Source organism: Ellagibacter isourolithinifaciens (assembly GCF_008831035.1).
Taxonomy (GTDB): Bacteria; Actinomycetota; Coriobacteriia; order Coriobacteriales; family Eggerthellaceae; genus Ellagibacter; species Ellagibacter isourolithinifaciens.
Map to the genome: position 1 here is coordinate 48,096 of NZ_WAJR01000006.1, position 26,297 is coordinate 74,392.

23 protein-coding genes are annotated in these 26,297 nt (G+C 61.6%); 22 read left to right on the plus strand and 1 reads right to left on the minus strand.

Annotated features, from left to right (window positions below; genetic code table 11):
• Positions 1 to 2: 2 nt before the first annotated feature.
• Positions 3 to 893, minus strand: coding sequence for a pyridoxal 5'-phosphate synthase lyase subunit PdxS (pdxS, locus tag F8C90_RS03900; protein WP_158049143.1), 891 nt, complete (start codon positions 891 to 893; stop codon positions 3 to 5).
• Between the two features lie 114 nt (positions 894 to 1,007).
• On the opposite strand from pdxS, the gene pdxR reads away from it, so the two are divergent.
• The 22 genes from pdxR (at position 1,008) to F8C90_RS04005 (ending at position 26,112) form a co-directional block, all read left to right on the plus strand.
• Complete coding sequence (gene pdxR / locus F8C90_RS03905) at positions 1,008 to 2,585, plus strand: MocR-like pyridoxine biosynthesis transcription factor PdxR (RefSeq protein ID WP_158049144.1); 1,578 nt, start codon at positions 1,008 to 1,010, stop codon at positions 2,583 to 2,585.
• 426 nt (positions 2,586 to 3,011) lie between these two features.
• Positions 3,012 to 4,940 (plus strand): molecular chaperone DnaK, encoded by a 1,929-nt coding sequence (gene dnaK, locus F8C90_RS03910; RefSeq protein ID WP_158049145.1) that lies wholly within the window; start codon positions 3,012 to 3,014, stop codon positions 4,938 to 4,940.
• A gap of 5 nt (positions 4,941 to 4,945) precedes the next feature.
• Positions 4,946 to 5,698, plus strand: coding sequence for a nucleotide exchange factor GrpE (locus tag F8C90_RS03915; protein WP_158049146.1), 753 nt, complete (start codon positions 4,946 to 4,948; stop codon positions 5,696 to 5,698).
• Positions 5,699 to 5,761: 63 nt separating this feature from the next.
• Positions 5,762 to 6,706 (plus strand): DnaJ C-terminal domain-containing protein, encoded by a 945-nt coding sequence (locus F8C90_RS03920; protein ID WP_158049147.1) that lies wholly within the window; start codon positions 5,762 to 5,764, stop codon positions 6,704 to 6,706.
• Positions 6,706 to 7,104, plus strand: a complete 399-nt coding sequence (locus tag F8C90_RS03925; protein WP_158049148.1) for a heat shock protein transcriptional repressor HspR — start codon at positions 6,706 to 6,708, stop codon at positions 7,102 to 7,104. Before F8C90_RS03920 ends, F8C90_RS03925 begins: the two co-directional genes overlap by 1 nt.
• A gap of 36 nt (positions 7,105 to 7,140) precedes the next feature.
• A complete protein-coding gene (clpB, locus tag F8C90_RS03930) occupies positions 7,141 to 9,828 on the plus strand; it encodes an ATP-dependent chaperone ClpB (RefSeq protein ID WP_158049149.1) in 2,688 nt (895 codons plus the stop codon).
• Between the two features lie 260 nt (positions 9,829 to 10,088).
• Positions 10,089 to 11,003, plus strand: a complete 915-nt coding sequence (locus tag F8C90_RS03935) for a LysR family transcriptional regulator (protein ID WP_158049150.1) — start codon at positions 10,089 to 10,091, stop codon at positions 11,001 to 11,003.
• A gap of 268 nt (positions 11,004 to 11,271) precedes the next feature.
• Positions 11,272 to 13,545, plus strand: a complete 2,274-nt coding sequence (locus F8C90_RS03940) for a molybdopterin-dependent oxidoreductase (protein ID WP_158049151.1) — start codon at positions 11,272 to 11,274, stop codon at positions 13,543 to 13,545.
• A gap of 30 nt (positions 13,546 to 13,575) precedes the next feature.
• A complete protein-coding gene (locus tag F8C90_RS03945) occupies positions 13,576 to 13,911 on the plus strand; it encodes a 4Fe-4S dicluster domain-containing protein (RefSeq protein WP_158049152.1) in 336 nt (111 codons plus the stop codon).
• Between the two features lie 131 nt (positions 13,912 to 14,042).
• On the plus strand, positions 14,043 to 14,483 hold the full coding sequence (locus F8C90_RS03950) for a hypothetical protein (protein ID WP_158049153.1): 441 nt from the start codon (positions 14,043 to 14,045) through the stop codon (positions 14,481 to 14,483).
• A 39-nt stretch (positions 14,484 to 14,522) separates the two neighbouring features.
• Entirely contained in the window at positions 14,523 to 15,842 is a 1,320-nt protein-coding gene (locus tag F8C90_RS03955; RefSeq protein WP_158049154.1) for an MFS transporter, read from the plus strand.
• Positions 15,843 to 16,422: 580 nt separating this feature from the next.
• Positions 16,423 to 16,560 carry a hypothetical protein gene (locus F8C90_RS10905; RefSeq protein WP_170264533.1) on the plus strand — a complete coding sequence of 46 codons (138 nt, stop codon included), beginning with the start codon at positions 16,423 to 16,425 and terminating at the stop codon, positions 16,558 to 16,560.
• 4 nt (positions 16,561 to 16,564) lie between these two features.
• Positions 16,565 to 18,085 (plus strand): TrkH family potassium uptake protein, encoded by a 1,521-nt coding sequence (locus tag F8C90_RS03960; RefSeq protein ID WP_158049155.1) that lies wholly within the window; start codon positions 16,565 to 16,567, stop codon positions 18,083 to 18,085.
• A complete protein-coding gene (locus tag F8C90_RS03965) occupies positions 18,082 to 18,699 on the plus strand; it encodes a hydrolase (RefSeq protein WP_158049156.1) in 618 nt (205 codons plus the stop codon). Before F8C90_RS03960 ends, F8C90_RS03965 begins: the two co-directional genes overlap by 4 nt.
• A 9-nt stretch (positions 18,700 to 18,708) precedes the next feature.
• On the plus strand, positions 18,709 to 19,827 hold the full coding sequence (gene rsgA, locus F8C90_RS03970) for a ribosome small subunit-dependent GTPase A (protein WP_158049157.1): 1,119 nt from the start codon (positions 18,709 to 18,711) through the stop codon (positions 19,825 to 19,827).
• A gap of 258 nt (positions 19,828 to 20,085) precedes the next feature.
• Positions 20,086 to 21,036: a phosphate ABC transporter substrate-binding protein gene (locus tag F8C90_RS03975; RefSeq protein WP_211361009.1), complete on the plus strand. Its 951-nt coding sequence runs from the start codon at positions 20,086 to 20,088 to the stop codon at positions 21,034 to 21,036.
• Between the two features lie 21 nt (positions 21,037 to 21,057).
• Positions 21,058 to 21,975 carry a phosphate ABC transporter permease subunit PstC gene (pstC, locus tag F8C90_RS03980; protein WP_158049158.1) on the plus strand — a complete coding sequence of 306 codons (918 nt, stop codon included), beginning with the start codon at positions 21,058 to 21,060 and terminating at the stop codon, positions 21,973 to 21,975.
• On the plus strand, positions 21,968 to 22,885 hold the full coding sequence (pstA, locus tag F8C90_RS03985) for a phosphate ABC transporter permease PstA (protein WP_211361010.1): 918 nt from the start codon (positions 21,968 to 21,970) through the stop codon (positions 22,883 to 22,885). Before pstC ends, pstA begins: the two co-directional genes overlap by 8 nt.
• Positions 22,882 to 23,730 carry a phosphate ABC transporter ATP-binding protein PstB gene (gene pstB / locus F8C90_RS03990; RefSeq protein ID WP_246155775.1) on the plus strand — a complete coding sequence of 283 codons (849 nt, stop codon included), beginning with the start codon at positions 22,882 to 22,884 and terminating at the stop codon, positions 23,728 to 23,730. Before pstA ends, pstB (F8C90_RS03990) begins: the two co-directional genes overlap by 4 nt.
• On the plus strand, positions 23,730 to 24,560 hold the full coding sequence (gene pstB, locus F8C90_RS03995) for a phosphate ABC transporter ATP-binding protein PstB (protein ID WP_170264534.1): 831 nt from the start codon (positions 23,730 to 23,732) through the stop codon (positions 24,558 to 24,560). Before pstB (F8C90_RS03990) ends, pstB (F8C90_RS03995) begins: the two co-directional genes overlap by 1 nt.
• The gene (gene phoU / locus F8C90_RS04000; protein ID WP_158049159.1) at positions 24,560 to 25,240 is read left to right on the plus strand and encodes a phosphate signaling complex protein PhoU; all 681 of its coding nucleotides are present in this window, start codon (positions 24,560 to 24,562) and stop codon (positions 25,238 to 25,240) included. The genes pstB (F8C90_RS03995) and phoU overlap by 1 nt, the downstream gene beginning before the upstream one ends.
• Positions 25,241 to 25,422: 182 nt before the next feature.
• A complete protein-coding gene (locus F8C90_RS04005; RefSeq protein WP_158049160.1) occupies positions 25,423 to 26,112 on the plus strand; it encodes a response regulator transcription factor in 690 nt (229 codons plus the stop codon).
• Positions 26,113 to 26,297: the final 185 nt, after the last annotated feature.

Consider the following 26,297-nt stretch of genomic DNA (forward strand, 5'->3'; position numbering starts at 1 on the left):
GCTTACTTGCCACGCTCGGCCATGAGCAGGGCAATCTCGTTCTCGTTGATACCGACCATCGCCTCGCCAAGGTCCTCGGACAGTTCGGCGATGAGCTTGGCGTCGGTATAGTTCGCCACGGCTTTCACAATCGCCTGCGCGCGCTTGGCGGGGTTGCCGGACTTGAAGATACCCGAGCCCACGAACACGCCCTCAGCGCCGAGCTGCATCATGAGCGCGGCGTCTGCCGGAGTCGCCACGCCGCCGGCGGCGAAGTTCACGACTGGCAGCTTGCCGTTCTCGTGCACGTACTTCACGAGGTCGACGGGCACCTGCAACTGCTTGGCGGCCTCGAACAGCTCGTCTGTGCGCAGGTTCTGGACGCGGCGAATCTCGGCGTTCATCATGCGCATGTGGCGCACGGCCTGAACGACGTCGCCAGTGCCCGGCTCGCCCTTCGTGCGGATCATCGTGGCGCCCTCGGCAACGCGGCGCAGCGCTTCGCCTAAGTCGCGCGCACCGCACACGAACGGGACATTGAACTGGGTTTTGTCGATATGGAAGGTGTCGTCGGCGGGGGAGAGCACCTCGGATTCATCGATGTAGTCGATGTCGATGGCCTGCAGCACCTGCGCTTCCACGAAATGCCCGATGCGGCACTTCGCCATGACGGGGATGGACACGGCCTCTTGGATCCCTTTGATCATCTTCGGATCGCTCATGCGGGACACGCCGCCCGCCGCGCGGATGTCGGCGGGAATGCGCTCGAGCGCCATGACGGCGCAGGCTCCGGCCTCTTCGGCGATGTGCGCCTGCTCGGGTGTGGTGACGTCCATGATGACGCCGCCCTTGAGCATCTGGGCGAGCTGGCGATTCAACGCAACACGTTCGGTTGCGGTTTGCGATTCTGACATTTCCTACTCCTTCTATCGGCATTTGATAGTTTGGCATCATACGTCGAACTTGATCCTGTTAATATGGTCAAATTACGAGTAATTAATAAGACCAGATTGGTGTGATGACGGGAAATGCTGTCCTACGATATGGGCAAGCGAGGAAACGCGAGCCGCTATGACTACCTCTATCGGCGTATTCGCCACGATATCGCCCATGGGAACATCCTGCCCGACGAGAAGCTTCCCTCCAAGCGGGCGCTCGCGCGCAATCTCGGCGTGAGCGTCATTACGATCGAAGCGGCCTACGCTCAGCTCATCGCGGAAGGCTATGTGCGCGCCGAAGAGCGCAGGGGCTACTTCGCGTGCGAGCTTTCCCCCGTTGCGCGCGGCTGGCAATGCGGCGGGAAACGTGACGGGCAGCGCGGCGGAGACCACCTGCGCGGGATTGCGGCGTCTGACAGCATCCCCGAAAACGCGATTCGGCGGCCCTCTCCCGCCTCTGCGGGCTTGACGCAGTTTCCCGCTGCCTCCCCAGAGCGAAGGCTCGCGTCCCCAGGCACTTCGGCGCGGATGGTCGAGGGCGTTCCGGCCTTCGCCTCGGGAGGCGGCCCGGCGACCCCCGCACCTTCGTCAGAGTCGGCGGCAACGGCGCTTTTCCCCTACCAAACCTGGGCTCGCGTGATGCGACGGACGCTTGCGGAGGAGTCTTCCGCAACGCTCGCGCAAGCCGCTCTCGGCGCTGGGTCTCCGCGTTTGCGTCGAGCAATTGCCGCTTACCTGCGCGAATACCGCGGCATGGATGTCCCCGCCGAGCGCATCGTCGTCGCTGCGGGATCGCAGACGCTCTATCAGCTGATAATCCAGCTGCTGGGGCGCGACCGCGCTTTCGCGATAGAATCCCCGGGGTATCCGCTGCTCGAGCGCATGTACGATGCCCAGGGCGTGCGCTGCGCGAGCGTTCCGCTTGCGGCGGGAGGCATCCACGTCGCTGCATTGAGGGAAAGCGGCGCGAGTGTGGCGCATGTGATGCCCGCTCACCAATTCCCGACGGGGGTCGTCATGTCCGCCGCCCACCGACGCGATTTGCTCAACTGGTCGCGAATGGATGCGGCGCGGGCGTTTTCCTCCGACGGGCCGCGCGGCCGCTTCATCATCGAAGACGACTACGATGCGGAATTCCGCATGTCGGGGCGCCCGATCGCGCCGCTCGCGAGCGTCGATGTGGCGGGGCGCGTCATCTATTTGAACTCGTTCACGAAAAGCCTCGGTGCGGCATTCCGCATCGCTTATATGGCCCTCTCCGAGGACCTCGCTGCGCAATTCGAGCTCAAACTGGGTTTTTACTCGAACACGGTCAGCCCACTCGAGCAGCTTGCCCTCGCCCGCTTCATCGAGCAGGGACATTACGAGCGGCATGTGAACCGCCTGCGTACCCATGTGAAGCGTCTGCAGGACGGGCTGGTGGGCCGCGTGCGCGAGAGCTCCCTTGCGCAGGAAGTCGCGTTCGAAGGGCTCGACCGGGGACTTTACTTCTCGATGCGCGTGCGCAAAGGCACGCAAGACCGCGTTGTGGGGGCACTGCAGGCGGCGGGCGTGCAGCTTGCCTTCCTGGGGAAAGGCCCTCTTGCCTGGTCAGATGCTCAAGCGGGGGAGTCGGTCTTCGCGCTCAACTGCGAGAGCCTCAACATCGAAGAACTTGTCTTGCCGTAGCGCCGCGCGAGGCGGGGCCCTCGTTTGCCGCGGGCTTGAGGAATGCTCGCAGCCGCGGGGCGCGAGGGGGCTTCCTCTTCACCGTGGGGATGTGAGCCCCCTTTCGTCGGAGCGCCTCGGCTTTAAGCACTCTTCCCCCGCTTTGATTGGCCTCCTTGAGTCTTCCTGACTTAGATTTCGTATGTGATATCTTCACAATTCCTGCATACCATAATTTGCGTTATCGCAGGTCAATCGTTTGAGCACTAGTTTTGCAAAAAACCTTAGCGAAATCCAGAAGCAAACTTGACAGCTTCGCACTTAGATTTTATAGTACGCAGTATCGAACGGGTAGGTCGATGGGGCAGCCGCGAAAACTCGGAGCGGCTCTTCCGAAAGCCTCCCCTCGAAACCACGGTAACTATCTCTAAAAGGAGAGGAAACATAATGTCTAAGATTCTCGGTATTGACTTGGGCACCACGAACTCTGCAATGGCGGTCATGGAAGGCAGCGAGCCTGAAATCCTTGTGAACGCCGAAGGCGACCGCACCACTCCGTCGGTCGAGGGCTTCCGTAAGGACGGCGAGCGCGTCGTCGGCAAGGCCGCGAAGAACCAGGCGGTCACCAACCCGGAGAACACGGTTTCTTCCGTCAAGCGTTTCATTGGCCGCTCCTTCAACGAGACGAAGGCTGAGCAGGCCAAGGTCAGCTACAAGGTCGAGGCGGGCAAGGACGGCCGCACGGTCATCGACATCGAGGGCAAGACCTACACTCCCGAGGAAATCTCGGCAATGGTGCTCCAGAAGCTGAAGACTGACGCGGAAAAGCAGGTCGGCAGCCCCATCACCCAGGCAGTCATCACCGTGCCCGCGTACTTCAACGACGCGCAGCGCCAGGCGACGAAGGACGCTGGCAAGATCGCCGGCCTCGAAGTGCTCCGCATCATCAACGAGCCGACGGCTGCTGCTTTGGCCTACGGCCTCGATAAGACCAACAAGGACGAGAAGATCCTCGTGTTCGACCTCGGCGGCGGCACCTTCGACGTGTCCATCTTGGAACTCGGCGACGGCGTCTTCGAGGTTGCCGCGACCGCTGGCGACAACCAGCTCGGCGGCGACGACTGGGATCACCGCGTCATCGATTGGCTGGCCGACAAGTTCGCGGCTGACAACGGCGGCATCGACCTGCGCAAGGACAAGATGGCGCTGCAGCGTCTGAAGGAAGCTGCCGAGAAGGCGAAGATGGAGCTTTCCTCCACCACGCAGGCGAACGTCAACCTGCCCTTCATCACGGCTGACGCCACCGGCCCGAAGCACTTGGACTACACGCTCACCCGCGCGGAGTTCGAGCGCATCACCAAGGATCTGCTCGATCGTTGCCGCAAGCCTGTTGAGCAGGCGCTTCGCGACGCGAGCATGTCCCAGGGCGACATCGACGAGGTCATCCTCGTCGGCGGCTCCACTCGTATGCCGGCCGTTCAGGAACTCGTGAAGAGCATGACGGGTAAGCAGCCGAACATGTCGGTGAACCCCGACGAGGTCGTCGCTATGGGTGCGGCTGTTCAGGGCGGCGTGCTCGCCGGCGACGTCGAGGGCATCCTGCTTCTCGATGTGACCCCGCTGTCCCTGGGCGTTGAGACCATGGGCGGCATCATGACCAAGATGATCGACCGCAACACCACCATCCCGACCCGCAAGACCGAGGTGTACTCCACTGCCGCCGATAACCAGACGTCTGTGGAAATCCATGTCCTGCAGGGCGAGCGCCAGATGGCCAAGGACAACAAGACGCTCGGCCGTTTCCAGCTCTCCGGCATCCCGGCTGCTCGTCGCGGCGTCCCGCAAATCGAAGTCACCTTCGACATCGACGCGAACGGCATCGTGAACGTTTCCGCTAAGGATCTGGGCACGGGCAAGCAGCAGCAGATCACCATCTCCGGCTCCACCGCGCTTTCCGACGACGAAGTCGATCGCATGGTGAAGGACGCTGAGACGCACGCCGCCGAGGATGCTCAGCGCAAGGAAGAAGTCGAGACGCGCAACAACGCCGACTCTTTGGTGAACGCCACGCAGCAGACCCTCGATGAGCTGGGCGACAAGGCGCCGGCCGACGCGAAGGCAGCTGCCGAGTCCGCTATCGCCGAGGCGAAGAGCGCGCTCGAGGGTAACGACATCGAGGCCATCAAGGCTTCGGTCGAGAAGCTGCAGCAGGCTGGCTACAAGCTCGCTGAGGTTGTGTACTCGCAGAACGGCGGCGACCCCGCGGCTGCGGCGGCTGCAGCGGCTGGTGCCCAGGGCGGCGCGGCTCCTGCCGACGACGATACGATCGAAGCTGACTACGAAGTCGTCGACGACGACAAGAAAGAAGGCAAGTAATCGCTATGGCGAAATCTGGAAAGGACGACGCCGTGAGTATTCCCATCGATGATGCCAACACGGGCGCAGAGGCTCCCTCCTCCTCCCCAACCTGCGCCAACGATAGCGCCACCGCGGCCGATGCGAAGTCGGCTGCGGAGGGCGCTGCCGCCGAGCCGGTAGAGGCAGAAGTGCTCGAGGGCGAGCCCGAGGAAGCGGAAAAGCCCGCCGAGGGTGCCGAGGGCGAGAAACCTGCCGACGATGCGAAGGCCGAGGCGGAGAAGGCAGCAGCCGAGCTTGCTGCCGCGAAGGCCGAGGCTGCCGAGTGGAAAGACAAGTTCATGCGCCTTCACGCCGAGTGGGACACCTACCGCAGGCGTACGAACGAGCAGCGTGAAGCCGAGAAGGCCCGCGCCGCGGAGAAGTTGGTCACGAGCCTGCTTCCCGTGATAGACGATTTCGAGCGCACGATCGACTATGCTGAGAAGAACGGCGAAGGCGAGCTGCTTGGAGGCGTTCGCGCGGTGCACTCCAAGTTCGTCGGCGTGCTCGAGAAGGACGGCGTGGAAGTGATCGATCCGACCGGCGAGGCATTCGACGCGTTGGAGGCTCAGGCGGTCGCGACTGTTCCCGATACGGAGGCGTTCGACGAGACGGTCCACGAAGTGTACCAAAAAGGGTACCGCCTTGGGGCGAAGGTCATCAGGCCCGCGATGGTCACGGTGACCACCGGCGGCCCGAAGCGACCCAAGCCCGAAGAGGACGAAACCGAAGAGTAATGTATGGGGGCGGGCGCGTGAGCCCGCCCTTGTTTTTCAAGTGAGAAAGGCAGGTGGTCGTGTATGCCGGCAACTCCGGATTATTACAAAACGCTGGGCGTTCCGCGCACGGCGTCCACCGATGAGATAAAGAAGGCATTCCGCAAGCTTGCGCGCAAGTACCATCCCGATGCGGGCGGCGACGAGGCCAAGTTCAAGGAACTCAACGAAGCGTACGAGGTTCTCTCCGACGACAAGAAGCGCAAGCTCTACGATCAGTACGGCACGGCGAATGAGAATCAGATTCCGCGTGGCTGGGGCGGCGGCCAGGGCGTGAACGTCGAGGACATCTTCGGCGGCATGGGCGGCGCTGGCAGCTGGGCCGACATTCTGGAGAGCATTCGCCGCGGCGAGGGTGCTTTCGGAACGGAATGGGATTTCGGCAACTTCGGTGGCGGTGGGCGTCGAGGCCCTCGCCCGCAGAAGGGCAAGGACATGAACGTTACACTGAACGTGACGTTCGATGAGGCGTTCTGCGGTACCGAGAAGCGCGTGACTGTTCGCATTCCCGGCAAGGACGCCCCCGAAACCTTCACCGTGAAGGTCCCCGCAGGGGCCGTCGACGGTGGCAGGCTTCGCTTCCGCGGCAAGGGCGGCTTGGGCACAGGCGGCGGCGAGGCGGGCGATCTGCTCATCACCACCAAGATCGAACCCCATCCGTACTTCTCGCGCGACGGCGCCGACGTGCTCGTCGACGTGCCGGTTACCGTGGCGGAGGCGGCGCTCGGAGGCAGCGTCGTCATTCCCGCGCCGGATGGCTCAAAGGTGCGCGTGAAGGTTCCCGCCGGAACGCAAAGTGGGACGAAGCTCACGGTTCGCGGCAAGGGCGCACCGCGAGTGAAGGGGCAGGGCTCGGGCGACCTGAAGATCAAGGTTGTCGTTAAGGTTCCTGAGCATTTGAACGATGGACAACGCAGGGCCCTGGAGGAATTCCAGGCTGCGACGAGCGAGGACGTGAGGACATGGTAATGGACGACCGCAACAGACCCCTGTACATGATCAGCGTGGCAGCGGAGCTTGCGGGAGTGCATCCCCAGACGCTGCGCGCGTACGAGCAGAAAGGCCTCGTCACGCCGCAGCGAACGAGCGGCAACACTCGCATGTACTCGCAGGCCGACATCGAGCGGCTCGGGCTTATCAACGAGCTCACCAACGAGGGCATCAACCTTGCGGGCGTGACGCGCATCCTCGATTTGCAAGGGCGCTTGGACGCGCGCGACGAGGAAATCGACGACCTGCACAAGCGGGTGCGCCGCTTGGCCGATCGCGTGCATGAGCTCGAGACGCGCGAAAGCGTGAACTCGCTCGTGCAAAACGACGTCGGCGGCGTCACCCCGGGCGCTATCGTCCTTCGGCGCCTCTCTTAAATGGCAAACCATCTCCTTACGAAGGAGGCTTAGATTATGAGGTTAGACAAACTAGCAATCACCGCCCAGGAGGCGTTCCAGAACTCCATGGGCGTGGCAAGCGATGCCGAATCGGCGGTTATCCAGCCGATTCACCTCCTGAAGGCATTGCTCGATGCCGATGAGAACAACCTCGCGGCAATCATCAAGCGCATCGGCGCCGACCCGGCGCAGCTTGAGCGCAACGTGAACGAAGAGGTCGAGCGCGGCCCGAAGTCGCAGGGCGGCATGCCCATGCCGATGCCGGGCAATGACCTCATGAAGACGATTGACAACGCGGTGAAGGCAGCCGAGAAGCTCGGTGACAGCTACGCCACAAGCGAGCATCTGCTCATCGCGCTTTCGGAGGACAAGGGCCCAGCGGGGCGCATCTTGAACGGCGTGGGCATCACGCGCAAGAACATCGAGGCGGCCTACGAAGAGCTCCGTGGCGACACGCGCGTGACCGATCAGCAGGAGAAAGCCCAGTTCGAAGCCTTGGAGCAGTATGGTCAAAACCTCACTCAGCAGGCGCGCGAGGGCAAGCTCGACCCGGTGATCGGCCGCTCTGAGGAAATCCGGCGCACCATCCAGGTGCTTTCCCGCCGCACCAAGAACAACCCGGTGCTCATCGGCGAGCCGGGCACGGGCAAGACGGCCATCGTCGAGGGACTTGCGCAGCGCATCGTCGCAGGCGACGTGCCTTCCAGCCTGAAGGACCGCGACATCGTGTCGCTCGACTTGGGCGCGATGATGGCGGGCGCGAAATACCGCGGCGAGTTCGAGGACCGCTTGAAGGCGGTGCTGCGCGAGGTGAAGCAGTCCGAGGGCAAGGTTATCTTGTTCATCGACGAGCTGCATACCATCGTGGGCGCCGGCTCCTCGGGCGACAGCACGCTCGATGCGGGCAACATGCTTAAGCCCGCGCTCGCGCGTGGTGAGCTGCATGCCATCGGCGCGACCACGCTCGACGAGTACCGCAAGTACGTCGAGAAGGACAAAGCGCTTGCCCGCCGTTTCCAGCCGGTCATGATCGGCGAGCCGACGGTGGAAGACACCATCGCCATCCTTCGCGGCTTGAAGGAGAAGTACGAGATCCATCACGGCGTGCGCATCACCGACGGCGCCATCGTTGCCGCGGCGGAGCTTTCCGACCGCTACATCTCCGACCGCTTCCTCCCCGACAAGGCGATCGACTTGATGGACGAGGCGGCGAGCCGCCTGCGTATCGAGATCGATTCGATGCCCGAAGAGGTCGACATGGCAGAGCGCAAGCTCACGCAGATGCAGATCGAGGAGCAGGCGCTCATGAAGGAGAGCGACGACGCCTCGAAGGAGCGCCTGGAGGCGCTGCGCCGCGACATCGCGAGCGCGCAAGAGGACCTCGACCGTCGCAAGGCCGAATGGCGCAACGAGAAAGACGTCATCGAGAACGTGCAGACGCTCAAGGCCGACCTGGAAAGCGCCCAGGCCGAAGAGGAGCGCGTCACGCGCGAGGGCGACCTTTCGCGCGCCTCCGAGCTGCGTTATTCCACCATCCCCGAGCTGCAGCAGCGCTTGAAGACGGCGGAGGAGACGCTTGTCGGCAAGCAGAAGGACGGCGCGATCTTGAAGGAGGAGGTGTCTGAAGACGAGATCGCTGAGGTGGTGTCCGCGTGGACGGGCATCCCGGTCCAGAAGATGATGCAGGGCGAGATGGAGAAGCTCGCCGACTTGGAAGACAAGCTGCATGAGCGCGTCGTCGGCCAGGACGAGGCCGTGCATGCGGTGGCGGGCGCCATTCGCCGCAACCGCGCGGGGCTTTCCGACCCGAACCGCCCGGTGGGCAGCTTCATGTTCTTGGGTCCCACGGGTGTTGGCAAGACCGAGCTCGCCAAGGCACTCGCCGAGTACCTGTTCGATTCCGAGAAGGCCATGGTGCGCATCGACATGTCCGAGTACATGGAGAAGTTCAGCGTCCAGCGCTTGATCGGTGCCCCTCCGGGATACGTGGGTTACGACGAGGGCGGCCAGCTCACCGAGGCGGTGCGCCGCAAGCCCTATTCGGTCGTGCTGCTCGACGAGATTGAAAAGGCGCACCCGGACGTGTTCAACGTGCTTTTGCAGGTGCTCGATGACGGCCGCCTGACGGACGGCCAGGGGCGTGTGGTTAGCTTCAAGAACGCCATCATCATCATGACGAGCAACATCGCCAGTCAGGAGATTCGCGACTTCGCGAAGGAGAACGAGTCGATGGGCGAGATGATGGAAGGCATGTTGAAGGCCGACGTGGCCACCGCGTCGAAGAAGCTCGCCGAGTTTACGAACAGGATTCAGGATTCGCTGCGTGCCACGTTCAAGCCCGAGTTCCTGAACCGCATCGACGATATCATCACGTTCAAGCCGCTGTCGATCGAGTCGATGGAGCCTATCGTGAAGCTCCAGCTCGAAGACGTGCGCCGTCGCCTGGCCGACCGCCACGTGTCGCTCGACGTGACGCCCGCGGCGCTTGAGCATCTCTCAATCGACGGCTTCGACCCGGTGTATGGCGCTCGTCCGCTGAAGCGCTTGATCCAGCGTGAAGTGGTCGATCGCATCGCCGACGCGGCTGTTCGCGGCAAGCTGCTCGACCGCAGCCATGTGCTGGTCGATATCGACGACACCGCGGGGGATTACACCTGCCGCGTTGAGGCGCCGCTCGATTTGGACGCCGTGCCGGTGGAGTAAAGGCTTGAGGGTCGATAGTTAGTTTAAGGCTGCCAGGTTCAATGACCTGGCAGCCTTTTTTTCGTTTAGGGCAACGGGTCCGCGCGATTTCTCGGCGCACTTTTCGCTACTCGAGGATTCCGAAATGGAATGATAGTGTTCCATTTCGGATTGTTATTGCTTTGCTCCCTGCCAATACTCTATATATACGGAGTTGCAGAGGGGATTGACGCGTGCGCTTGAGCCGTTTAGCGTATCGCGAGGCGGACAAGGGGGATTGTGTGAGAACAGACATGCTTCAGGAATTCATCGTCTGGGCGGAGAGCAAGACGATCGAGGCGGCGGCGAAGGAGATGCACATCTCCCAGTCCACGTTGAGCAAGCATCTCATTGCGCTTGAGGATGAACTGGGGATAAGCTTGATCAATCGCCATGACAAGGGTCGCCTGACTCCTGCGGGCGTGCGCTTTTACAACGGCATCGTCGACGTGATGGAACGGCTCAACAAGACCGTCGAGGAAAGTCGGCAGATTGCGGAGAGGACCGACTACGAGATCATCGTTTGGGACCCCTTCGTCTTCTCGGGTGCTATGCGCGAGTTGGAGCGCATCATGCATGCGTTTTCAAAAGAGTGCTCGGTTCCTTTCCACTTCACCTTGAGAAACGAGGCGTACAAGACTCCGGGTGAGTCGCTCGCTGAAGGCTTGGTCGATGTTGCCATCGGCTATCATCCTTTCGGAGCAGAGGGCGAGGCGCCTCAGGGAATTACCGAGTTCAGCTTGATGGAAGAGCCGCTTGTACTGTGGTGCAAGAAGGAGCATCCGCTTGCGCGGAAGGAGCAGCTGCTCCCCGAAGACCTCAAAGGTGTGCCCATCATGTGTAGCATGGAGCTTGCCCATCCCCTGGCGACTGCGATAACGAAGATGTGTGCGCAAAGGGGGTTCAAGCCGCGGTTCTATCGCTTCAACCCCACGTCGCAAGCGTCGTTTTTCTTCGATGCGCCGGCAGAATGTGTCTATGTCTTCACGCCGGAACTGCGCAATGACGAGCGCATCCGTTTGCGCGATGACATGGTGCTGCGCCATTTCGACGACAAGACGTTTGCTGTTCGTTGTTGCGTGGCGGTTCGCAACGCTGAGACCAACGAGGCGCTCTCCCAGTTCCGCGCGTTCCTTGCCGACGATGAGAACCGCTAAGGACCTGCTAAGGGCTCCCGCACTCGGCTTCGGCGAATGAGGGCGGCGGCGCACGACCCCGGCCTCAACCGAGAGGAAACGGAATGGGCGCTTGACGAGGATTTATTCCGTTTCGTCATTAATCCCGCCTGAAGAATAATCAAAACGACGTCAAGTGGCGTCGTTTTTTCTTTCGAGGGCGCATATTCATCGCTTAGCCCATGACGTCGCCGCTTCCCATAATGGCATCTGCAAAAACCACTCCAAGACGAAGAGAGAGGGGAATGGAATGCAGATTCCAGAAGGGGAATATCGAGTCGGCACTGATGACGACTACTACGTTCGCACGAATGTGTGGTCGGCACCTGGCTGCCATGGTGCAGCGTGCGGCGCTATCCTCCACATCAAGGACGGCAAGTTCGTCGACATCGAAGGCGACGAGAGCAATCCCATCACGCAGGGGCGTTTGTGCATCAAATGCCTGAACATGACTGAGTTCGAGTATCATCCCGAGCGCATCATCTACCCGATGAAGCGCGACCCGAAGGATCGCGGCAAGAACGCGTGGGAGCGCATCACCTGGGATGAGGCGTACGACCTCATCGAGGAGAACTACAACAAGGTTGTCGAGAAGACGGGAACCCCGAATGCTGTTCTGACCCTTGGTGGCACCGGCCGCGAGGCGACGATGTTCTACCCGGTCATCTCGTTCGCCGACTTCCGTTCGGCTAACGTCGCGGCGCCGATCTCCGGCGACTCCTGCTACGGCCCTCGCTGCATGATGGCGGCGAACATCTTCGGCTCTGGCTATCCCGAGGTCGACAGCGGCATGTTCTTCGACGACAAGTACAACGACCCGCGCTTCGAGCGCCCCGAGTACATGATCGTTTGGGGTTCGAACCCGCTCGTCTCCAATCCGGCGGGCTATTTCGGCCACCAGATCATCGACATGATGAAGATGGGCACGAAGCTCATCGTCGTCGACCCCCAGATCACCTGGATGGGCTCTCGCGCCGAGCACGTGCTGCAGCTTCGCCCGGGCACTGACGCGGCGCTCGCTATCGGCATGCTGAAGGTCATCGTTGATGAGGACATCTACGACAAGGAATTCGTCGAGAAGTGGGTGTACGGCTTCGATTGGCTCGTCGAGCGAATCAACAAGTACTCCTACGAGGAGATCGAGAAGCTGACGCAGGTTCCGACCGAGCAGATGCGCACGGTCGCCCGTGCATACGCCACCGCCGACGGCACCGGCCGCAACTGCTCCATCTTCATGGGCGTTGCCATGGAGATGCAGACCGACGCGCTTTCCGACATCCAGGCTGTTTTGAGCCTCATCGCCATCACGGGCAACGTCGACGTTCCCGGCGGCAACGTGCTCGGCCCCAAGGCGTCCTTCACGGGTGCGTGGCGCTACGAGCAGATCAAGTGGGTTGCGGAAAAGGAGAAGCAGAGCCGTATCGGCAACGACCGCGAGCCGATCGAGCGCAACGCGCTTTCCAACGTCCAGTCCGACGCCATCCTTCCTGAGCTCGAGCTCCCCGATGATCAGCGTACGGTGCACATGATCTGGTTCAACAGCTGCAATGCTCTCGTGTGCATGCCCGCAGAGCCGCAGCGCTGGATCAACGCCTGCCAGAAGATGGACTTCAACGTGGTCCAGGACCTCTTCATGACGCCGACGGCGATGGCCCTGTGCGATCTGTTCCTCCCCGTTTCCACGTTCATCGAGCATGACGGCGTCGTCCAGATTCACTACGGCCGCCACACCCCTTACCTCGGCGCCGAGGTGAAGGCTATCGACTACGGCGAGACCAAGTCCGACCTGGAAGTCACCTTTGAGCTCGGCAAGCGCCTGAACCCCGAAGCTTGGGCCGAGTACGAAACGATCGAAGACTTCATGGACAACCAGATCGAGCCGACGGGCATGACGTTCGATGAGCTGCGTCACAAGGGCATCCTCTCCTTCAACGGTTGGAACTATCGCAAGTACGAAACCGGCGAGCTGCGCAGCGATGGCCAGCCCGGCTTCAACACCGTCACCGGCATGATCGAGCTGTACTCTCTGCAGCTTGAATCCTGGGGCGAGGAGCCGCTGCCGATGATCGAGCCCGTTCCCTTCAGCAAGGAATCCAACCCCGAGATGGCGGAGAAGTACCCGATCATCCTTACCACCGGCGGCCGCAAGTGGACGCAGTTCCACTCCGAATGGCGTCAGGTCAAGGGTATGCGTGAGATCGATCCGTGGCCGGTGCTGACCGTGAACCCCGAGACCGCCAAGGAATACGGCATCTCCGAGGGCGACTGGGCCGAGGTCTTCAATGACACCGGCAAGGCACGCCTCAAGGTGAAGGTTTCCCCGGTTATCAAGCCTGGTATGGTGCACGCGACGCATGCATGGTGGTTCCCCGAGCAGGACGGCGAGGCTCCGAACTACTTCGGCGCGTTCAAGTCGAACATCAACACGCTGCTTCCCAACGACAGCTGCGGGCGCATGTACAAGGGCAGCCCCTACAAATCGAACATGTGCAATATCCGCCGTGTCACCGGCCTGGACGACTAGTCGGTAGCCGAGAAAAGAGAGGAGAAGAAAATGAGCAAGAAGGCACTTCTTATCAACTACAAGTACTGCTCCGGCTGCCACAGCTGCGAAATCGCTTGCCGCAACCACCTTCAGTGCGGTTTGGGCAAGTGGGGCATCAAGCTGACCGAGATCCAGCCGTTTGAGGCCCATCCCGGTGACTGGAACTGGGACTATGTTCCCGTTCCCACGAAGCTCTGCGATCAGTGCGCCGAGCGCGTCGAAGCGGGGGAGAAGCCGGCGTGCGTCAAGCACTGCCAGTCGTTCTGCATGGAGTATGGCACGCCTGAGGAAATGGCGAAGCGAGCCGAGGAGCTCGGCGACAAGACCGCCATCTTCATGATTTAAAGGCATTGCTCGCGTGGTGCGGGCGAGCGCTTCGTCCGCTCGCGCCACGATATCGAGGTTGCGCCCCATTCGAGACGCGTGGGGCGCAACCGATTTAGTACCGCGCTAGTGCTGTGAAAGAGGGGGACGGCATGGCTAAGAGGCAACGTGGATGGACTACGCTCACCGATATCGAAGAGTTCAAGACGATAACGTGGAGCTTCCTTAAGAATATTACCATGACCTGGGAATATGACGGCATGGCATATCTGTTTCGTGAGGCTCGTATTCCCATCTACGGTATCGACCGCGGAACCATGAAGATGAACCACCCCATCATGGCAATGGGAATTCCCATGCAGAGGGACAAGAACTACGGCGTAGATATCTATGTTCCCGCCAAACTCAAGAAGAAGGCCGCTTCTCTATTAGCGGATGAGGCTCGCGTTCGCGAATGCGCCGAGCTCGAAATCGTTGCTGGGGAAGAGAATGCGCGCGCTTTTAATGAGGAGGCTCTTGCCAACAAGAAGAGGAATTCCCAGCGGAAAGCTGAGCGCAGGAAGGGTTTCTTCAAGGCTCTTCTGTGCAAATAAAGGAGTGGGATTAAAGGATCCCAAAAAAAAGGGGTGAGTATGCTTCAAACTGAGCAAGATTTGCAAGCGAAATCAGGAGGCTTGCACTACGCATTCGTGATTTGCCTGGGCGGCTTTCTGCTGTCTGGTATCGTTTTGGCGGCACAACGTCTACCGTCTATCGCACTCGATTCCGTGCGACAGACGTTGGGCGTCGGCTACGCCGAGGTTGGCCTGATCACTTCGGTGTTCATGATTTTCTACGCCGGCCTGTCGCTGGTGTGGGGCATGCTTGGCGATAAGATCGGCACGCGTTGGGCGATGACGCTGGCGTGCGCTCTGTCGTCTGTCGGTACGATTCTCTTCGGTCTGTTCGGCGGCACGAGCCTTGCTGCCGCAATCGTCACGTGGTCCATCTGCGGCATCGGCTGCGCTGGCCTTCTGATGGCGATTCTCCCGAAGATCATCTCTCGCTGGTTTGCGCCGAACAAGCGTGGCTTCGGCATGTCGCTGTGCACGCCTGGCGCGAACTTTGCAGCGCTCATCCTCGGCGTTATTGCGCCGCTCGTCATTAACGGCCTCGGCTGGAACATGGCTTATGTGGCGTTCGGCATCTACTTCGCCCTTATCACCGTGTTCGTCGGTTTGACGTTCCGCGAGGGCCCCGAGGAGAAGGGCCTTGCTCCCTATGGCGCTCCGAAGGGCACCCAGGCTGCTCCTGCTCCGAAGCTTGAGGAGAAGGCTGTGGCTTCCGGCAAGAAGGTCTCCCCGCTGCGTCAAGTTGCGAGAATGGGTATCACCTGGCACTTCGGCCTGTTCTACGCGGTGTACCAGTTGGGCTACATGGCCGCAACGCAGTACTATGTCGTGTCGATGACCGGCAACGGCTTTGATTTGGCAACCGCTGCGTTCTCCCTCACCATCGGCGGCGTGCTCACGATCATCACCGAGCTTGTCGTCGGCAGCCTGTCCGACCGCTTTGAGCGCAAGAACATGATTGGCATCATGGTGGCTTGCACGGGCGTCCTTTCTGCGGGATATGCGATCTACCTGCTGAACACCCCGGCTCCGGATCTGATTCCGTGCTACTTCTTCATTGCCCTTATCAGCGCATCCACCGGTGTTATCACGGTTATCATGTCGGGCGCTGGCGAGTACTACAACGATGAGTGCCGTGCAACGGGCACTGGCATGATCGGCACCATCAACATCGTTGGCCGCTACCTCGGTCCGTGGGTTGCCGGCATCGTGATCGACGCAACCGGCCAGACCGCCTACGCGTTCGTCATCGTTGCCGTCGCCATGATCGTGTCCTGCTTCATCGCCTTCGCGATGCCGCGTGCGGCAACCGTCCAGGCGAAGTGGGCTGCGAACAACTAGCAGGTCTCTTCCGTTCGATTGCGGTCTGGCCACTCTCCACAGGTTGGGCCGCAATCCATTTGGCGAGGGCTTGGCGCATCCTTCGAACGAGCGCTGAGTCCTCGCACTCCCTCCGATTTATCTGCGTGCCGTGAAGGAAAGATTGGCGGTACGCGTTGCAACCGTATCCCTACGATTCGGGAAAGGAGTTTTGCCATGACATGTTTTCCCTGCATCAAGTGCAACAAATGTCGGAAATTGATTCCGAAGATTGATATTGTCTGCTCGCAATGTGGTGCCGACATGCCGCCCGGCATTCCCTCTTGTCCGAAGTGCGGCTGCACCAAGAGAAAGTTTATCAAGGGTTCTGTCCCGAATCCCGATTGGCAGGGAACGGCAGAATTCAGGGAGCCATCGAGCTCCGATTCCTCACAATGATCCTCGCCGCAGTCTGAGATGTGGCGGATCTATCCCCTTATGGCCCGGATGCACCCTCAAGCATCCGGGCTCTTTTGCGCTTGAAGGGGGAGATTGTGTCCGCTATGGGACAACCCATCGCGCCTGACGTGCCTTTTTCGGCAAATGTACTAGAATATGCCCCATGCAAAAGTCTTGGTCTGACATACGCGAATCCATCACGACGCCCCTCATGGGCTTCACGATCGTCGTGCTATTCCTCGTGTGCTTTCTTCTTGCGATGGTGGTCCTGGTGAGCGTCATTCGCGTGCTGATGGGGTAGCGCCATGTGGCAGAGGTTCTCGCTTTACGACCTGCGCGTCATCGGACATTACCTCGGTACGCTCACTCAGCTCTTTGCGGCGCTTATGGCGGTGCCGTTCATAACGGCGCTCGTGTTCCAGGAATGGGAGCCCGCCGAGCGCTACTTGTTGGGCATTGGCATCGCGCTTGTCGTCGGTACGCTGTTGCAGTTTTTGCGCATCGAGCCTGGTCGCTTGGGCCGCCGCCAAGCGCTTGCGGTCACGGGCTTCGCGTGGATCGTGCTCGCGTTTTTCGCATCGGTCCCGCTTTTCCTGTCCGGGCACTACGCCACCTACATGGATGCGCTTTTCGACGGCGTCTCGGGCCTCACGACGACAGGTGCCACCGTCGCGCTCGACATTGACCACTTCTCCAACGCCGACAACATGTTCCGCTTCATGATGCACCTGGTCGGCGGCTTGGGACTCATTGTCGTCGCGCTCTCGCTTGGCATTTTCGGCAAGCGTTCGGGGTCGTCGCTCTACACCGCCGAGGGCCGAAGCGAGCACGTGGTTCCCAACGTCGTCCAGACGACGCAGCTCATTTTGCGCATCACGCTCGTCATCATCTTCATCGCCGCGGTGGTGCTCACCGCGCTGTGCATCTCGATCGGCATGGAGCCTGTCCGCGCTGTGCTGCAATCGATCTGGCTGGCAATCTCCGCGTTCACCACCGGCGGCTTCGCACCGATGGCTGAAAGCGTCTCCTACTACAACTCGATTCCCATCGAGGTATTCCTCATGCTGCTCATGATCTTGGGCTCGATCAGTTTCGTCGTCCATGCCGAGGTGTGGAAGGGGCGCCTGCAATCCTTCTTCGGCGATATCGAGATTCGCACGATGCTCATCTGGCTGCTCGTGATGACGGTTGTCGTCGCAGCGTCTCTTTCGGCGAGCGCCCTGTTCTCCGACCTGCCCGCGATGATTCGCCGCGGCCTGTTCATGGTGGTGTCGGCTTTCTCTACCACTGGGTTCCAAAATGTCACAACCAATCAGCTCACGACGGTGTTCTCGTCGGGCGCCTTCCTCGCGCTCGCGCTGATTGCGGCGGTTGGCGGCTCGGCGGGATCGACCGCAGGCGGCGTGAAACTCCACCGGGTGGGCATCATCTTCAAGTCGATTGTCTCCACGGTGAAAGAGGCGGTGTCTCCCTCGTCTGCTCGCGTTGTCGTTTCCTATAACCATCTGGGACGACGCGTTCTTTCCTCCGATGCTGTAAAGGAGGCGATGACCGTGTTCGTGCTCTTTGTGATTACGTACTCGGTCGGCGCGCTCGTGGGCATCGCGCACGGGTACGAGGCATCCCAGGCCATCATGGAGTCGGTCTCCATGACCTCGAACGGCGGAATCATCACCGGCATTGTGACGCCTGGCATGTCGCCTTCCCTTGAGGCGTTCTACATCTTCCAGATGTGGGCGGGCCGTCTTGAGTTCGTCACGCTGCTCGCCGTTTTGGCCGAGATTATCGCGTCGCTTGCTCCCCGAAAAAGGAGGGTGCGCCAATGAGCAGGCACGATACGACACCTTGGGCCTCGCTTTTCGGACGCGCGCTCTTGGTTGCGCTCGCGGTAGCGTTTTGTCTGTTCGCATGCATGCCTGTTGTCGCTTTCGCGGACGACGGCGACGGCGAAGATGATTCCAACCTGATAAACCCCCAGCAGCGACCCGACTCGTCGTTCATCTACGATTCGTCGATCATCGACCTGTCGAACGCCGATTCCTACTACGACAAGCAGACCGTGCAGATTACCGGCGAGGCGGTGGGAGACATCATCGATGCGCGCGACGGCATGGTCTGGGTCACGCTCGTCGAGGCCTCGAACTCGAGCAACGCATCGGTTTCGGTGCTGATGACGCGCGAGTCCGCGTCGCATATCGACACGCTCGGACGCTATGGCACCACAGGGACGATGCTGCAGGTTCGCGGGGTGTTCCACCTCGCCTGCCCCGAAGACCAGGGATTGAGCGACGTGCATGCGACGAGCGTTGCTGTGGCTGCGAAAGGGTCGCACCATGTCGAGGAGTTCCGCCCCGAGGCGTTTGCAGTCGGTGCCGCGCTCACTGTCGTCGGGTTTGCTCTCATGGGACTGTTCCGCTACTTGCGGGAACGCCAGCGTTAGGGGAAGTTGTTGGAAGAAACGGTTGCTATCGGGTGCGTCGTCAAGCTCGACCGCGGGTTCCCCTTGGTGCGTCTTGAGGACGGGGCTGAGCTTCGCTGCAAGCACGCAACGTCGCTCGTGAAGGGAGAGCGCGTCCGCGCGGTGATCGGCGACAGGGTGCGCGTCTCGTTCGCCGAGCGAAACGACAAGGCGCTCATCGTCGAAGTGCTTCCCCGTTCGCGCGAACTTGTGCGGAAGGACCCCACCGAGCGTGCCGTTCCCCAGGTGCTTGCCGCCAACTTCGATCGCGTTATCGTGACGCAGCCTTCAGTGGAAGTGAATATGCGCAGGCTGGAGCGCGAGCTGGTGCTTGCCCATGAAACGGGTGCCGCCGTGTCCGTCGTGCTCACGAAGGCCGATCTCGCCGAAAGCGAAGACGAGGTCGAGCGTGTCCGCGAGCGCGTTCGGGCGCTTGTCGGCGCGGATGTGGAGACGCTCGTCGTGTCGGAAGCGATGCCCGAAAGCGTCGAAGCCGTGCGCGCGCTCGTGCCCGAGGGGACAACGGCGGTGCTTATCGGGCGAAGCGGCGTGGGCAAGTCGAGCCTGGTCAACCTGCTTGTTGGGCGTGATGTGCAAGAGACGGGGACGGTGCGTGAGACCGATGGTGCGGGCCGTCACACCACGGTGAGCCGCGAGATGGTGGCCATTCCCCATGGCGGCTATGTGGTTGATATGCCAGGCGTGCGCGGTTTGGGCCTCTGGGATGCCGACGCAGGTATCGGCGTTGCCTTCGCCGACGTGGAAGAGCTTGCCGAGCAGTGCCGCTTCCGCGATTGCAAACACGAGAACGAGCCTGGTTGCGCCGTTCGCGCCGCTGTCGAGCGTGGCGATCTCGCGCGGGAGCGCTTCGAGTCCTACGTTTCCCTGAAGCGCGAGACCGAGGTCGTCCGCGAGCGCCGCGAGCAGGCGCGCTGGATGCAGCGCGAGCAGGCCCAGGCGGGATTGCGCGGTTCCCGTCGTTCGGGAGGCGCGGCGGGAACGGGCGGCAGCGCGGGCGGGCGAAAGACATCGGCAGCCTCGTCGAAGATGCGCCGCAACAAGTCGGGCCGAGGCAGCGGCGGCTCAAGCTGGCGAAAGTACGGCCAGTAGCGCGAGCCCGCGGACCCGCGGCCTCGCCAGACGCGCGCTTCACGTCCCGTCCCGGGCCACCTTGTGCTCCCCAATGTAAGCGATTCCTGCATGTTTGGGTAATGCTCAGGTAAAGCTGCGTCATGCTTGCGTCATGGCTTGCCGCTGTGCTCCCATCGGGCGGATTTGCTCCCTACTATTCTCATCAGCGAGAAACGGCGAAACCCAACTCAACGCCAACGCTCGCCAAAAAGGAAATCTCGAAGGGAGAATAAAACTATGCAGGGCAACCTCATGAGCCGCCGTAACTTCGTTGGAGCCGCCGCGGCCACCGCCGCAACGGTCGCCGCCTTCAGCCTCACCGGCTGCGGTTCGAACGGCTCGGGCGACACGAAGTCCGACGCGAAGGAAGACAAGGCCGAGACGAAGGCTCTCTCCGGCACCATCACCGCCGTCGGCTCCACGGCGCTTCAGCCCCTCTGCGAAGCTGCTGCCGAGCAGTTCATGGAGAAGAACTCCGGCGTTCAGATCACCGTTCAGGGTGGTGGCTCCGGCCAGGGCATCACGCAGATTACCCAGGGCGCGGTGCAGATCGGCAACTCCGACGTGTTCGCCGAGGCGAAGGTGAAGGACACCGCCGATCTCAAGAAGATCGCCGACAACAAGGTCTGCATCGTCGGCATGGGCCCGATCGTCAACAAGGACGTCACCGTCGACGACCTGACGATCGACCAGCTGAAGTCCATCTTCACCGGCGAAGTCACCAACTGGAAGGAGGTCGGCGGCGCTGATGCGGCCATCACGGTTATCAACCGTGCATCCGGTTCCGGCACCCGCGCGACCTTCGAGGCCGCCGTGCTCGGCGACACCAAGGTCCCCGACACCTTCAAGCCCCAGGAGCAGGATTCTTCGGGCACCGCTGCGAAGATGGTTGCTTCCACCCCGGGCGCCATCTCCTACCTGGCGTTTTCCTACTACGACGACACCGTGAAGGCCCTGAAAGTCGGCGGCGTCGAGCCGAAGGAGGCCAATGTCGAGGACAACTCTTGGACCATCTGGGCTTACGAGCACATGTACACTGCCGCCGATCCCGACGAGGCCACCAAGGCGTTCATCGAGTACATGATGAGCGACGATGTCCAAGGCGAGCTCGTCGAGGCGCAGGGCTATATCCCCGTCTCCGGCATGAAGGTCGAGAAGGACGCTTCCGGCAAGGTCACTAAGAAATAACTCGAAAGGAGACGCGGCTTTATGGCTCAGTTGCCAAAGCATCGCGTCGAGCTTATCGGCAAGGGCGTCACGGGTGCGTGCATCGCGCTCGTGGCGCTTCTTGTTGTTACGCTCGTTGCAATGGTCGCGCAACGCGGCATCGCGACATTCGCCGTTGACGGCATCGACTTGGGCGCATTCCTCACCGGCACCACATGGAACCCCCATCAAGATGACGTGAACGGCATGCCGACGGTAGGCGCGCTGCCGATGATTTCCGGTTCGTTTGCGGTCACATTGCTCTCGACGTTGTTCGCTCTGCCGATCGCCATCGGCTCGGCGATCTTCGTCGTTGAAATCGCCCCCCGGTTTGGGCGTCGCGTGTTCCAGCCGCTCATTGAGCTTCTGGTGGGAATCCCGTCGGTCGTTTACGGGCTGATCGGCCTCACCGTCGTGGTGGCGTGGACCCGCGATATGGCTGCAGCGGCTGGCCAGACCATCACCGGTTTCGGCATCTTCTCGAGCGCTATCGTGCTCGCCGTGATGATTCTCCCCACGATCACGAGCCTCTCGATCGATGCGCTTGCTGCGGTGCCTAATCAATATCGTGAAGGTTCCTATGCACTTGGCTGCACTCGCTGGCAAACGGTGTGGAACGTGGTTCTGCGCTCGGCGGCCCCGTCGCTTATGACGGCGGTCATCTTGGGGATGACCCGCGCGTTCGGCGAGGCGCTCGCCGTGCAGATGGTCGTCGGCAATGCAATCCAGATGCCGACGAGCCTGTTCACACCCGCGTCGACGCTCACATCCGTGCTCACCATGGGCATGGGCAACGAGGCGATGGGCACCGTGTACAACGACGTGCTCTGGTCGCTTGCGCTGCTACTGCTGCTCATGTCGCTCGTGTTCATCCTGATCATCCACCTGATTGGGCACAAGGGAGGGACCAAGCGTGGCTAAGTTCGACATGGCGGCGCACGTTCGTCGCATCAACTCGCAGGACAAGATTGCCACGGGAATCCTCACGGCCATCGTGGGCCTCGTGCTGCTCATCTTGGCCGCTATCGTGATCTACATTCTGGTCGCAGGCGCGGGCAAGCTCTTCGATGTGAGCTTCCTCACCTCCAAGCCGCAGCAGTTCAAGGTGGGCGGCGGCATCGGACCGGAGCTGTTCAACTCATTCTATCTGCTGTTCTTGACGCTCGTCATCAGCGTGCCCCTCTCGCTTGGCGCGGCGATCTACCTGTCGCAGTATGCGCCCGAGAACTGGGTGACCAACGTGGCGAAGACGATCATCGAGACGCTCTCGTCGCTGCCCTCGATCGTCGTCGGCCTGTTCGGTTTTTTGTTCTTCGTGCTGACTATGGGCTGGGGATTCTCGGTCATCGCAGGCGCGGTCGCGCTCACGATGTTCAACATCCCGATCCTTGTCCGCACCTGCCAGCAGGCGCTCGAAGACGTGCCGCGCTCGCAGCGCGACGCGGGCCTCGCCATGGGGCTCACGCGCTGGGAGACCACGATCCACGTGCTGCTGCCCGCCGCGATGCCCGCCATCGTCACTGGCATCGTGCTTTCCGCCGGCCGCGTGTTCGGAGAGGCTGCGGCACTTATCTTCACTGCAGGTCAGAGCGCGCCGGTGCTCGACTTTACGTGCTTTGACCTCTCGAGTCCGTCGTGCCCGTGGAACATCTTCCGCCCCGCCGAGACGCTCGCGGTCCATATCTGGAAGATCAACTCCGAAGGCGTCGTGCCCGATCTTGAGGCCATCTCGAACGGCACCGCGGCCGTGCTCATGGTGTGCATCCTGGCCTTCAACCTGATCGCCCGCTTCGTGGGCAAGCTTCTGGAAAGGAGGCTGACAAGCGAATGATGACGCAAGAGAAACCCCTCGCTGAAAAAGGGAATCGTGCGCCTGCCGTCGCATCGCGGGCGGAGGCTTCTGCACGGGAAGGTGCCGAACCGCTTTTGCGCACGTGTGACGTCACGGTGACCTACGACACTTTCGAGGCTCTGCACAAGACTTCTCTCACCTTCGAGAAAGGGCAGGTCACGGCGCTTATCGGCCCCTCGGGCTGCGGGAAGTCCACCTTCCTGCGCTGCTTAAACCTCATGAACCGCGAGATTCCCAAGTGCAAGGTCGGCGGCAGCATCGACTATCACGGCCGCGATATCAACACGCGCTCGGAAAACCTCTTCGAGTTGCGCAAATCCATCGGTATGGTGTTCCAGCAGCCGACGCCGTTTCGCAAGTCGATTCGCGACAACATCCTGTTCGCGCCGAAGCGCCACGGCCTTGTGAAGGGCAAAGACGAGTGCGATGCGCTTGTGGAAGAGGCCCTGCGCGCGGGTGCGCTGTGGGACGAGGTGAAAGACAAGCTCGATCAGAGCGCCCACGCCCTCTCCGGCGGCCAGCAGCAGCGCCTGTGCATCGCGCGCACGCTCGCCATGCATCCTGACGTGGTGCTTTTCGACGAGCCGTGCTCGGCGCTCGACCCGATTTCGACGTTCTCGGTCGAGGAGACAATCCGCGAAATCGCGCAGACCGGCATTTGCGCCATCATCGTCACGCATAACATGGAGCAGGCAACGCGCGTCTCCGACCGCACCGCGTTCTTCTACGTGGGCGACATGGTCGAGACGGGCCCGACCAAGCAGATCTTCTCGGCGCCGAAAGACCAGCGTTTGCAGGACTATCTCACCGGAAGGTTTGGCTAATGAGCATGGTGGAACGAAAGAATACGGAAAAGAGCAGGTCGTTGTCGGATTCCCAGGCAAGCATGCTCTCGGTCGCCGAGGGCGAGTCGGTCATCTCGATTCGCAACTTCAACCTGTGGTACGGCGATTTCCAGGCGCTGAAGAACATCTCGCTCGAGATTCCGAAGAACAAGGCGACCGCGTTCATCGGCCCCTCGGGTTGCGGGAAGTCGACGCTTCTGCGTACGTTCAACCGCATGTGCGACTTCGTGCCGACGGTTCGCACCGAGGGAACCATCGAGGTTGCGGGCTGCGATATCTTCGCGACCGAGCCCAACGAGCTTCGCGTCATGGTGGGCATGGTGTTCCAGCACCCGAATCCCTTCCCGATGAGCATTCGCGACAACATCTTGTACGGGCCGCGCCGCATGCGCAAGATTTCGAAGGCGGAAGGCGACGAGATCGTGGAGCGATGCCTGCGCGATGCGGGCCTTTGGGACGAGGCGAAGGACAAGCTCGACCAGAATGGGCTGGGCATCTCCGGCGGTCAGCAGCAGCGCCTGTGTATCGCGCGCGCCCTTGCCGTGGAGCCGCAGGTCCTGCTCATGGACGAGCCGACGAGCGCCCTCGACCCCATCTCGACGTCGCTCATCGAGGAGCTCATGGTCGAGTTGGCGCGCGATCGCACCGTCGTCGTTGTGACGCACAACATGCAGCAGGCGACGCGCGTTGCGGACAAGACCGCGTTCTTCTATCTGGGCGAGCTCATTGAGGAAGGCCCAACCAAGCAGCTATTCTCGCAACCGCGCGAGGAGCGCACGAAAGACTACCTGACAGGAAGGTTCAGCTAATGTTGGTTCCCCGTTCGAAATATTTGAAGCAACTTGACGATTTGTCTGTCGCTATGGAGGATCTGGGCCAGAAGACGATTGCCGACGTGACGGCGGCTGGTCTTGCGCTTGCGAAGGGCGACGCTGAAGCCGCCGAGGAGGTCATTTCGGGCGAGATGCGCATGCGCCGCCTTCGTGCGACAATCGAGGACACGTGCCTTGACATCATGCTTATGCAGCAGCCCCTCGTCGCCGACGACCTGCGCTATGTTTCTGGGTCGTTTCGCCTGGTGAGCGACTTGGCTCACATCGACTCGAAGTCGCGCGACGTAGCCTATCTGGCAACTCAGATTCCCCATGAGGTCGCCTCCGCGATTGAGACCGAGATCGCCACGGCGTCCGGCAAGGTCGCCTACATGGTGAAGACGGCGCTCGAGAGCTTCGCTGACGCCGACCGCGACCGCGCCGAAGAGGTGTTCGCTTCCGACGATGAGGTCGATGCGCTTTACGAGCGCGCTGAACAGGTGGTGGTCGATCTCATCCGCAAGGGGGATGCCGACGCGACACATCTACCCGAGCTGCTGATGGCCGCGAAGTACTTCGAGCGCATGGGCGACGATGCCGAGCGCATCGCGAAGTGGGCGATTTTCCGCCTGACCGGCACGCATGACTTGAAGGTTGGGGAGATTCCGGCCGAATAGCCTCCCGCCCCGCATCGCCCCGAGCTCCGCACGGGCGCCACGCAGCCGCGTGGGCTCGACCGGGGCTCGCCGTCCGCCTCCCGTCCCTCCCGACGCGCGGGCGAACCGCCTCTCGCCTGGACCCTTCCCTCTGTGCGATAATCAATCCAATAAGGGTTTTCGGCGAGAGAAGGCGGCAAGCAATGGTGTACTGCGTGGAAGACGACGCGAGCATTCGCGAGCTGGCGCTTTACGCTCTTACGCAGGCGGGGATCGAGGCCGAGGGCATGGCGAACGACGTGGAGTTCCGTGCGGCTTGCGCGCGACGGCTTCCCGATGTGGTCATGCTCGACATCATGCTGCCAGGCGCCGATGGCCTGGAAATCCTCCATCGCATCCGAAACACCCCAGGTCTTTCGCGCGTGCCCGTGATCATGGTGACCGCGAAAAGCACCGAGCTCGACATCGTGACCGCCCTCGACGGCGGTGCTGATGAGTACCTCACCAAGCCCTACGGCATGATGGAGATGGTTTCCCGCGTGCGCGCCCTGCTTCGCCGCGCCCCCGACTGGGGTAACGAAGCGCCCCAGGGGTCGAGCGACGAGATAACGATCGGGCCGCTTTCCATCTCTGAGATGCGCCACGAGGCGTTCTGCGGCGGCGAGCCGCTTTCGCTCACGGCGCGCGAGTTCGACCTGCTCCTTCATTTCATGGAAAACCCAGGCGTCGCCCTTTCCCGCGATGCGCTGCTGCAGCACGTGTGGGGGTGGGACTTTGCGGGCGGCAGCCGAACGGTCGACATGCACGTCCTCACGCTGCGCCAGAAACTCGGTGAGCATGCTTCCCTCATCGAGACGGTGCGCGGGGTGGGGTATCGCCTCGTCTCGCAATAGCGGGTTTCCGGCGCTCGCCGCGAGAAGCCTGACGCGAGCGGGCAATTCCCCTCCCGTGCCAGGTTTCCCGTTTTCCGCTTTCGGTGGAAGGGCTTGCGCGCTTTCGCCATGGGAAGCGTGTAGCGATATAATGAATCGGTTCATGGGGTTCGCTTGCGGGCGGCGTGTGGCGGGCCTTTCCCTCG

Coding starts and splice junctions, on each gene's coding strand:
- F8C90_RS03940 (WP_158049151.1), top strand. CDS start 11,272: ATGCAGATTCCAGAAGGGGAATATCGAGTCGGCACTGATGACGACTAC.
- phoU (WP_158049159.1), top strand. CDS start 24,560: ATGTTGGTTCCCCGTTCGAAATATTTGAAGCAACTTGACGATTTGTCT.
- pstC (WP_158049158.1), top strand. CDS start 21,058: ATGGCTCAGTTGCCAAAGCATCGCGTCGAGCTTATCGGCAAGGGCGTC.
- F8C90_RS03915 (WP_158049146.1), top strand. CDS start 4,946: ATGGCGAAATCTGGAAAGGACGACGCCGTGAGTATTCCCATCGATGAT.
- F8C90_RS03955 (WP_158049154.1), top strand. CDS start 14,523: ATGCTTCAAACTGAGCAAGATTTGCAAGCGAAATCAGGAGGCTTGCAC.
- F8C90_RS03945 (WP_158049152.1), top strand. CDS start 13,576: ATGAGCAAGAAGGCACTTCTTATCAACTACAAGTACTGCTCCGGCTGC.
- F8C90_RS03950 (WP_158049153.1), top strand. CDS start 14,043: ATGGCTAAGAGGCAACGTGGATGGACTACGCTCACCGATATCGAAGAG.
- F8C90_RS03975 (WP_211361009.1), top strand. CDS start 20,086: ATGCAGGGCAACCTCATGAGCCGCCGTAACTTCGTTGGAGCCGCCGCG.
- F8C90_RS03920 (WP_158049147.1), top strand. CDS start 5,762: ATGCCGGCAACTCCGGATTATTACAAAACGCTGGGCGTTCCGCGCACG.
- F8C90_RS03925 (WP_158049148.1), top strand. CDS start 6,706: ATGGACGACCGCAACAGACCCCTGTACATGATCAGCGTGGCAGCGGAG.
- pdxR (WP_158049144.1), top strand. CDS start 1,008: ATGCTGTCCTACGATATGGGCAAGCGAGGAAACGCGAGCCGCTATGAC.
- pdxS (WP_158049143.1), bottom strand. CDS start 893: ATGTCAGAATCGCAAACCGCAACCGAACGTGTTGCGTTGAATCGCCAG.
- pstB (WP_246155775.1), top strand. CDS start 22,882: ATGATGACGCAAGAGAAACCCCTCGCTGAAAAAGGGAATCGTGCGCCT.
- F8C90_RS04005 (WP_158049160.1), top strand. CDS start 25,423: ATGGTGTACTGCGTGGAAGACGACGCGAGCATTCGCGAGCTGGCGCTT.
- dnaK (WP_158049145.1), top strand. CDS start 3,012: ATGTCTAAGATTCTCGGTATTGACTTGGGCACCACGAACTCTGCAATG.
- pstB (WP_170264534.1), top strand. CDS start 23,730: ATGAGCATGGTGGAACGAAAGAATACGGAAAAGAGCAGGTCGTTGTCG.
- F8C90_RS03960 (WP_158049155.1), top strand. CDS start 16,565: ATGTGGCAGAGGTTCTCGCTTTACGACCTGCGCGTCATCGGACATTAC.
- clpB (WP_158049149.1), top strand. CDS start 7,141: ATGAGGTTAGACAAACTAGCAATCACCGCCCAGGAGGCGTTCCAGAAC.
- F8C90_RS03965 (WP_158049156.1), top strand. CDS start 18,082: ATGAGCAGGCACGATACGACACCTTGGGCCTCGCTTTTCGGACGCGCG.
- F8C90_RS10905 (WP_170264533.1), top strand. CDS start 16,423: ATGCAAAAGTCTTGGTCTGACATACGCGAATCCATCACGACGCCCCTC.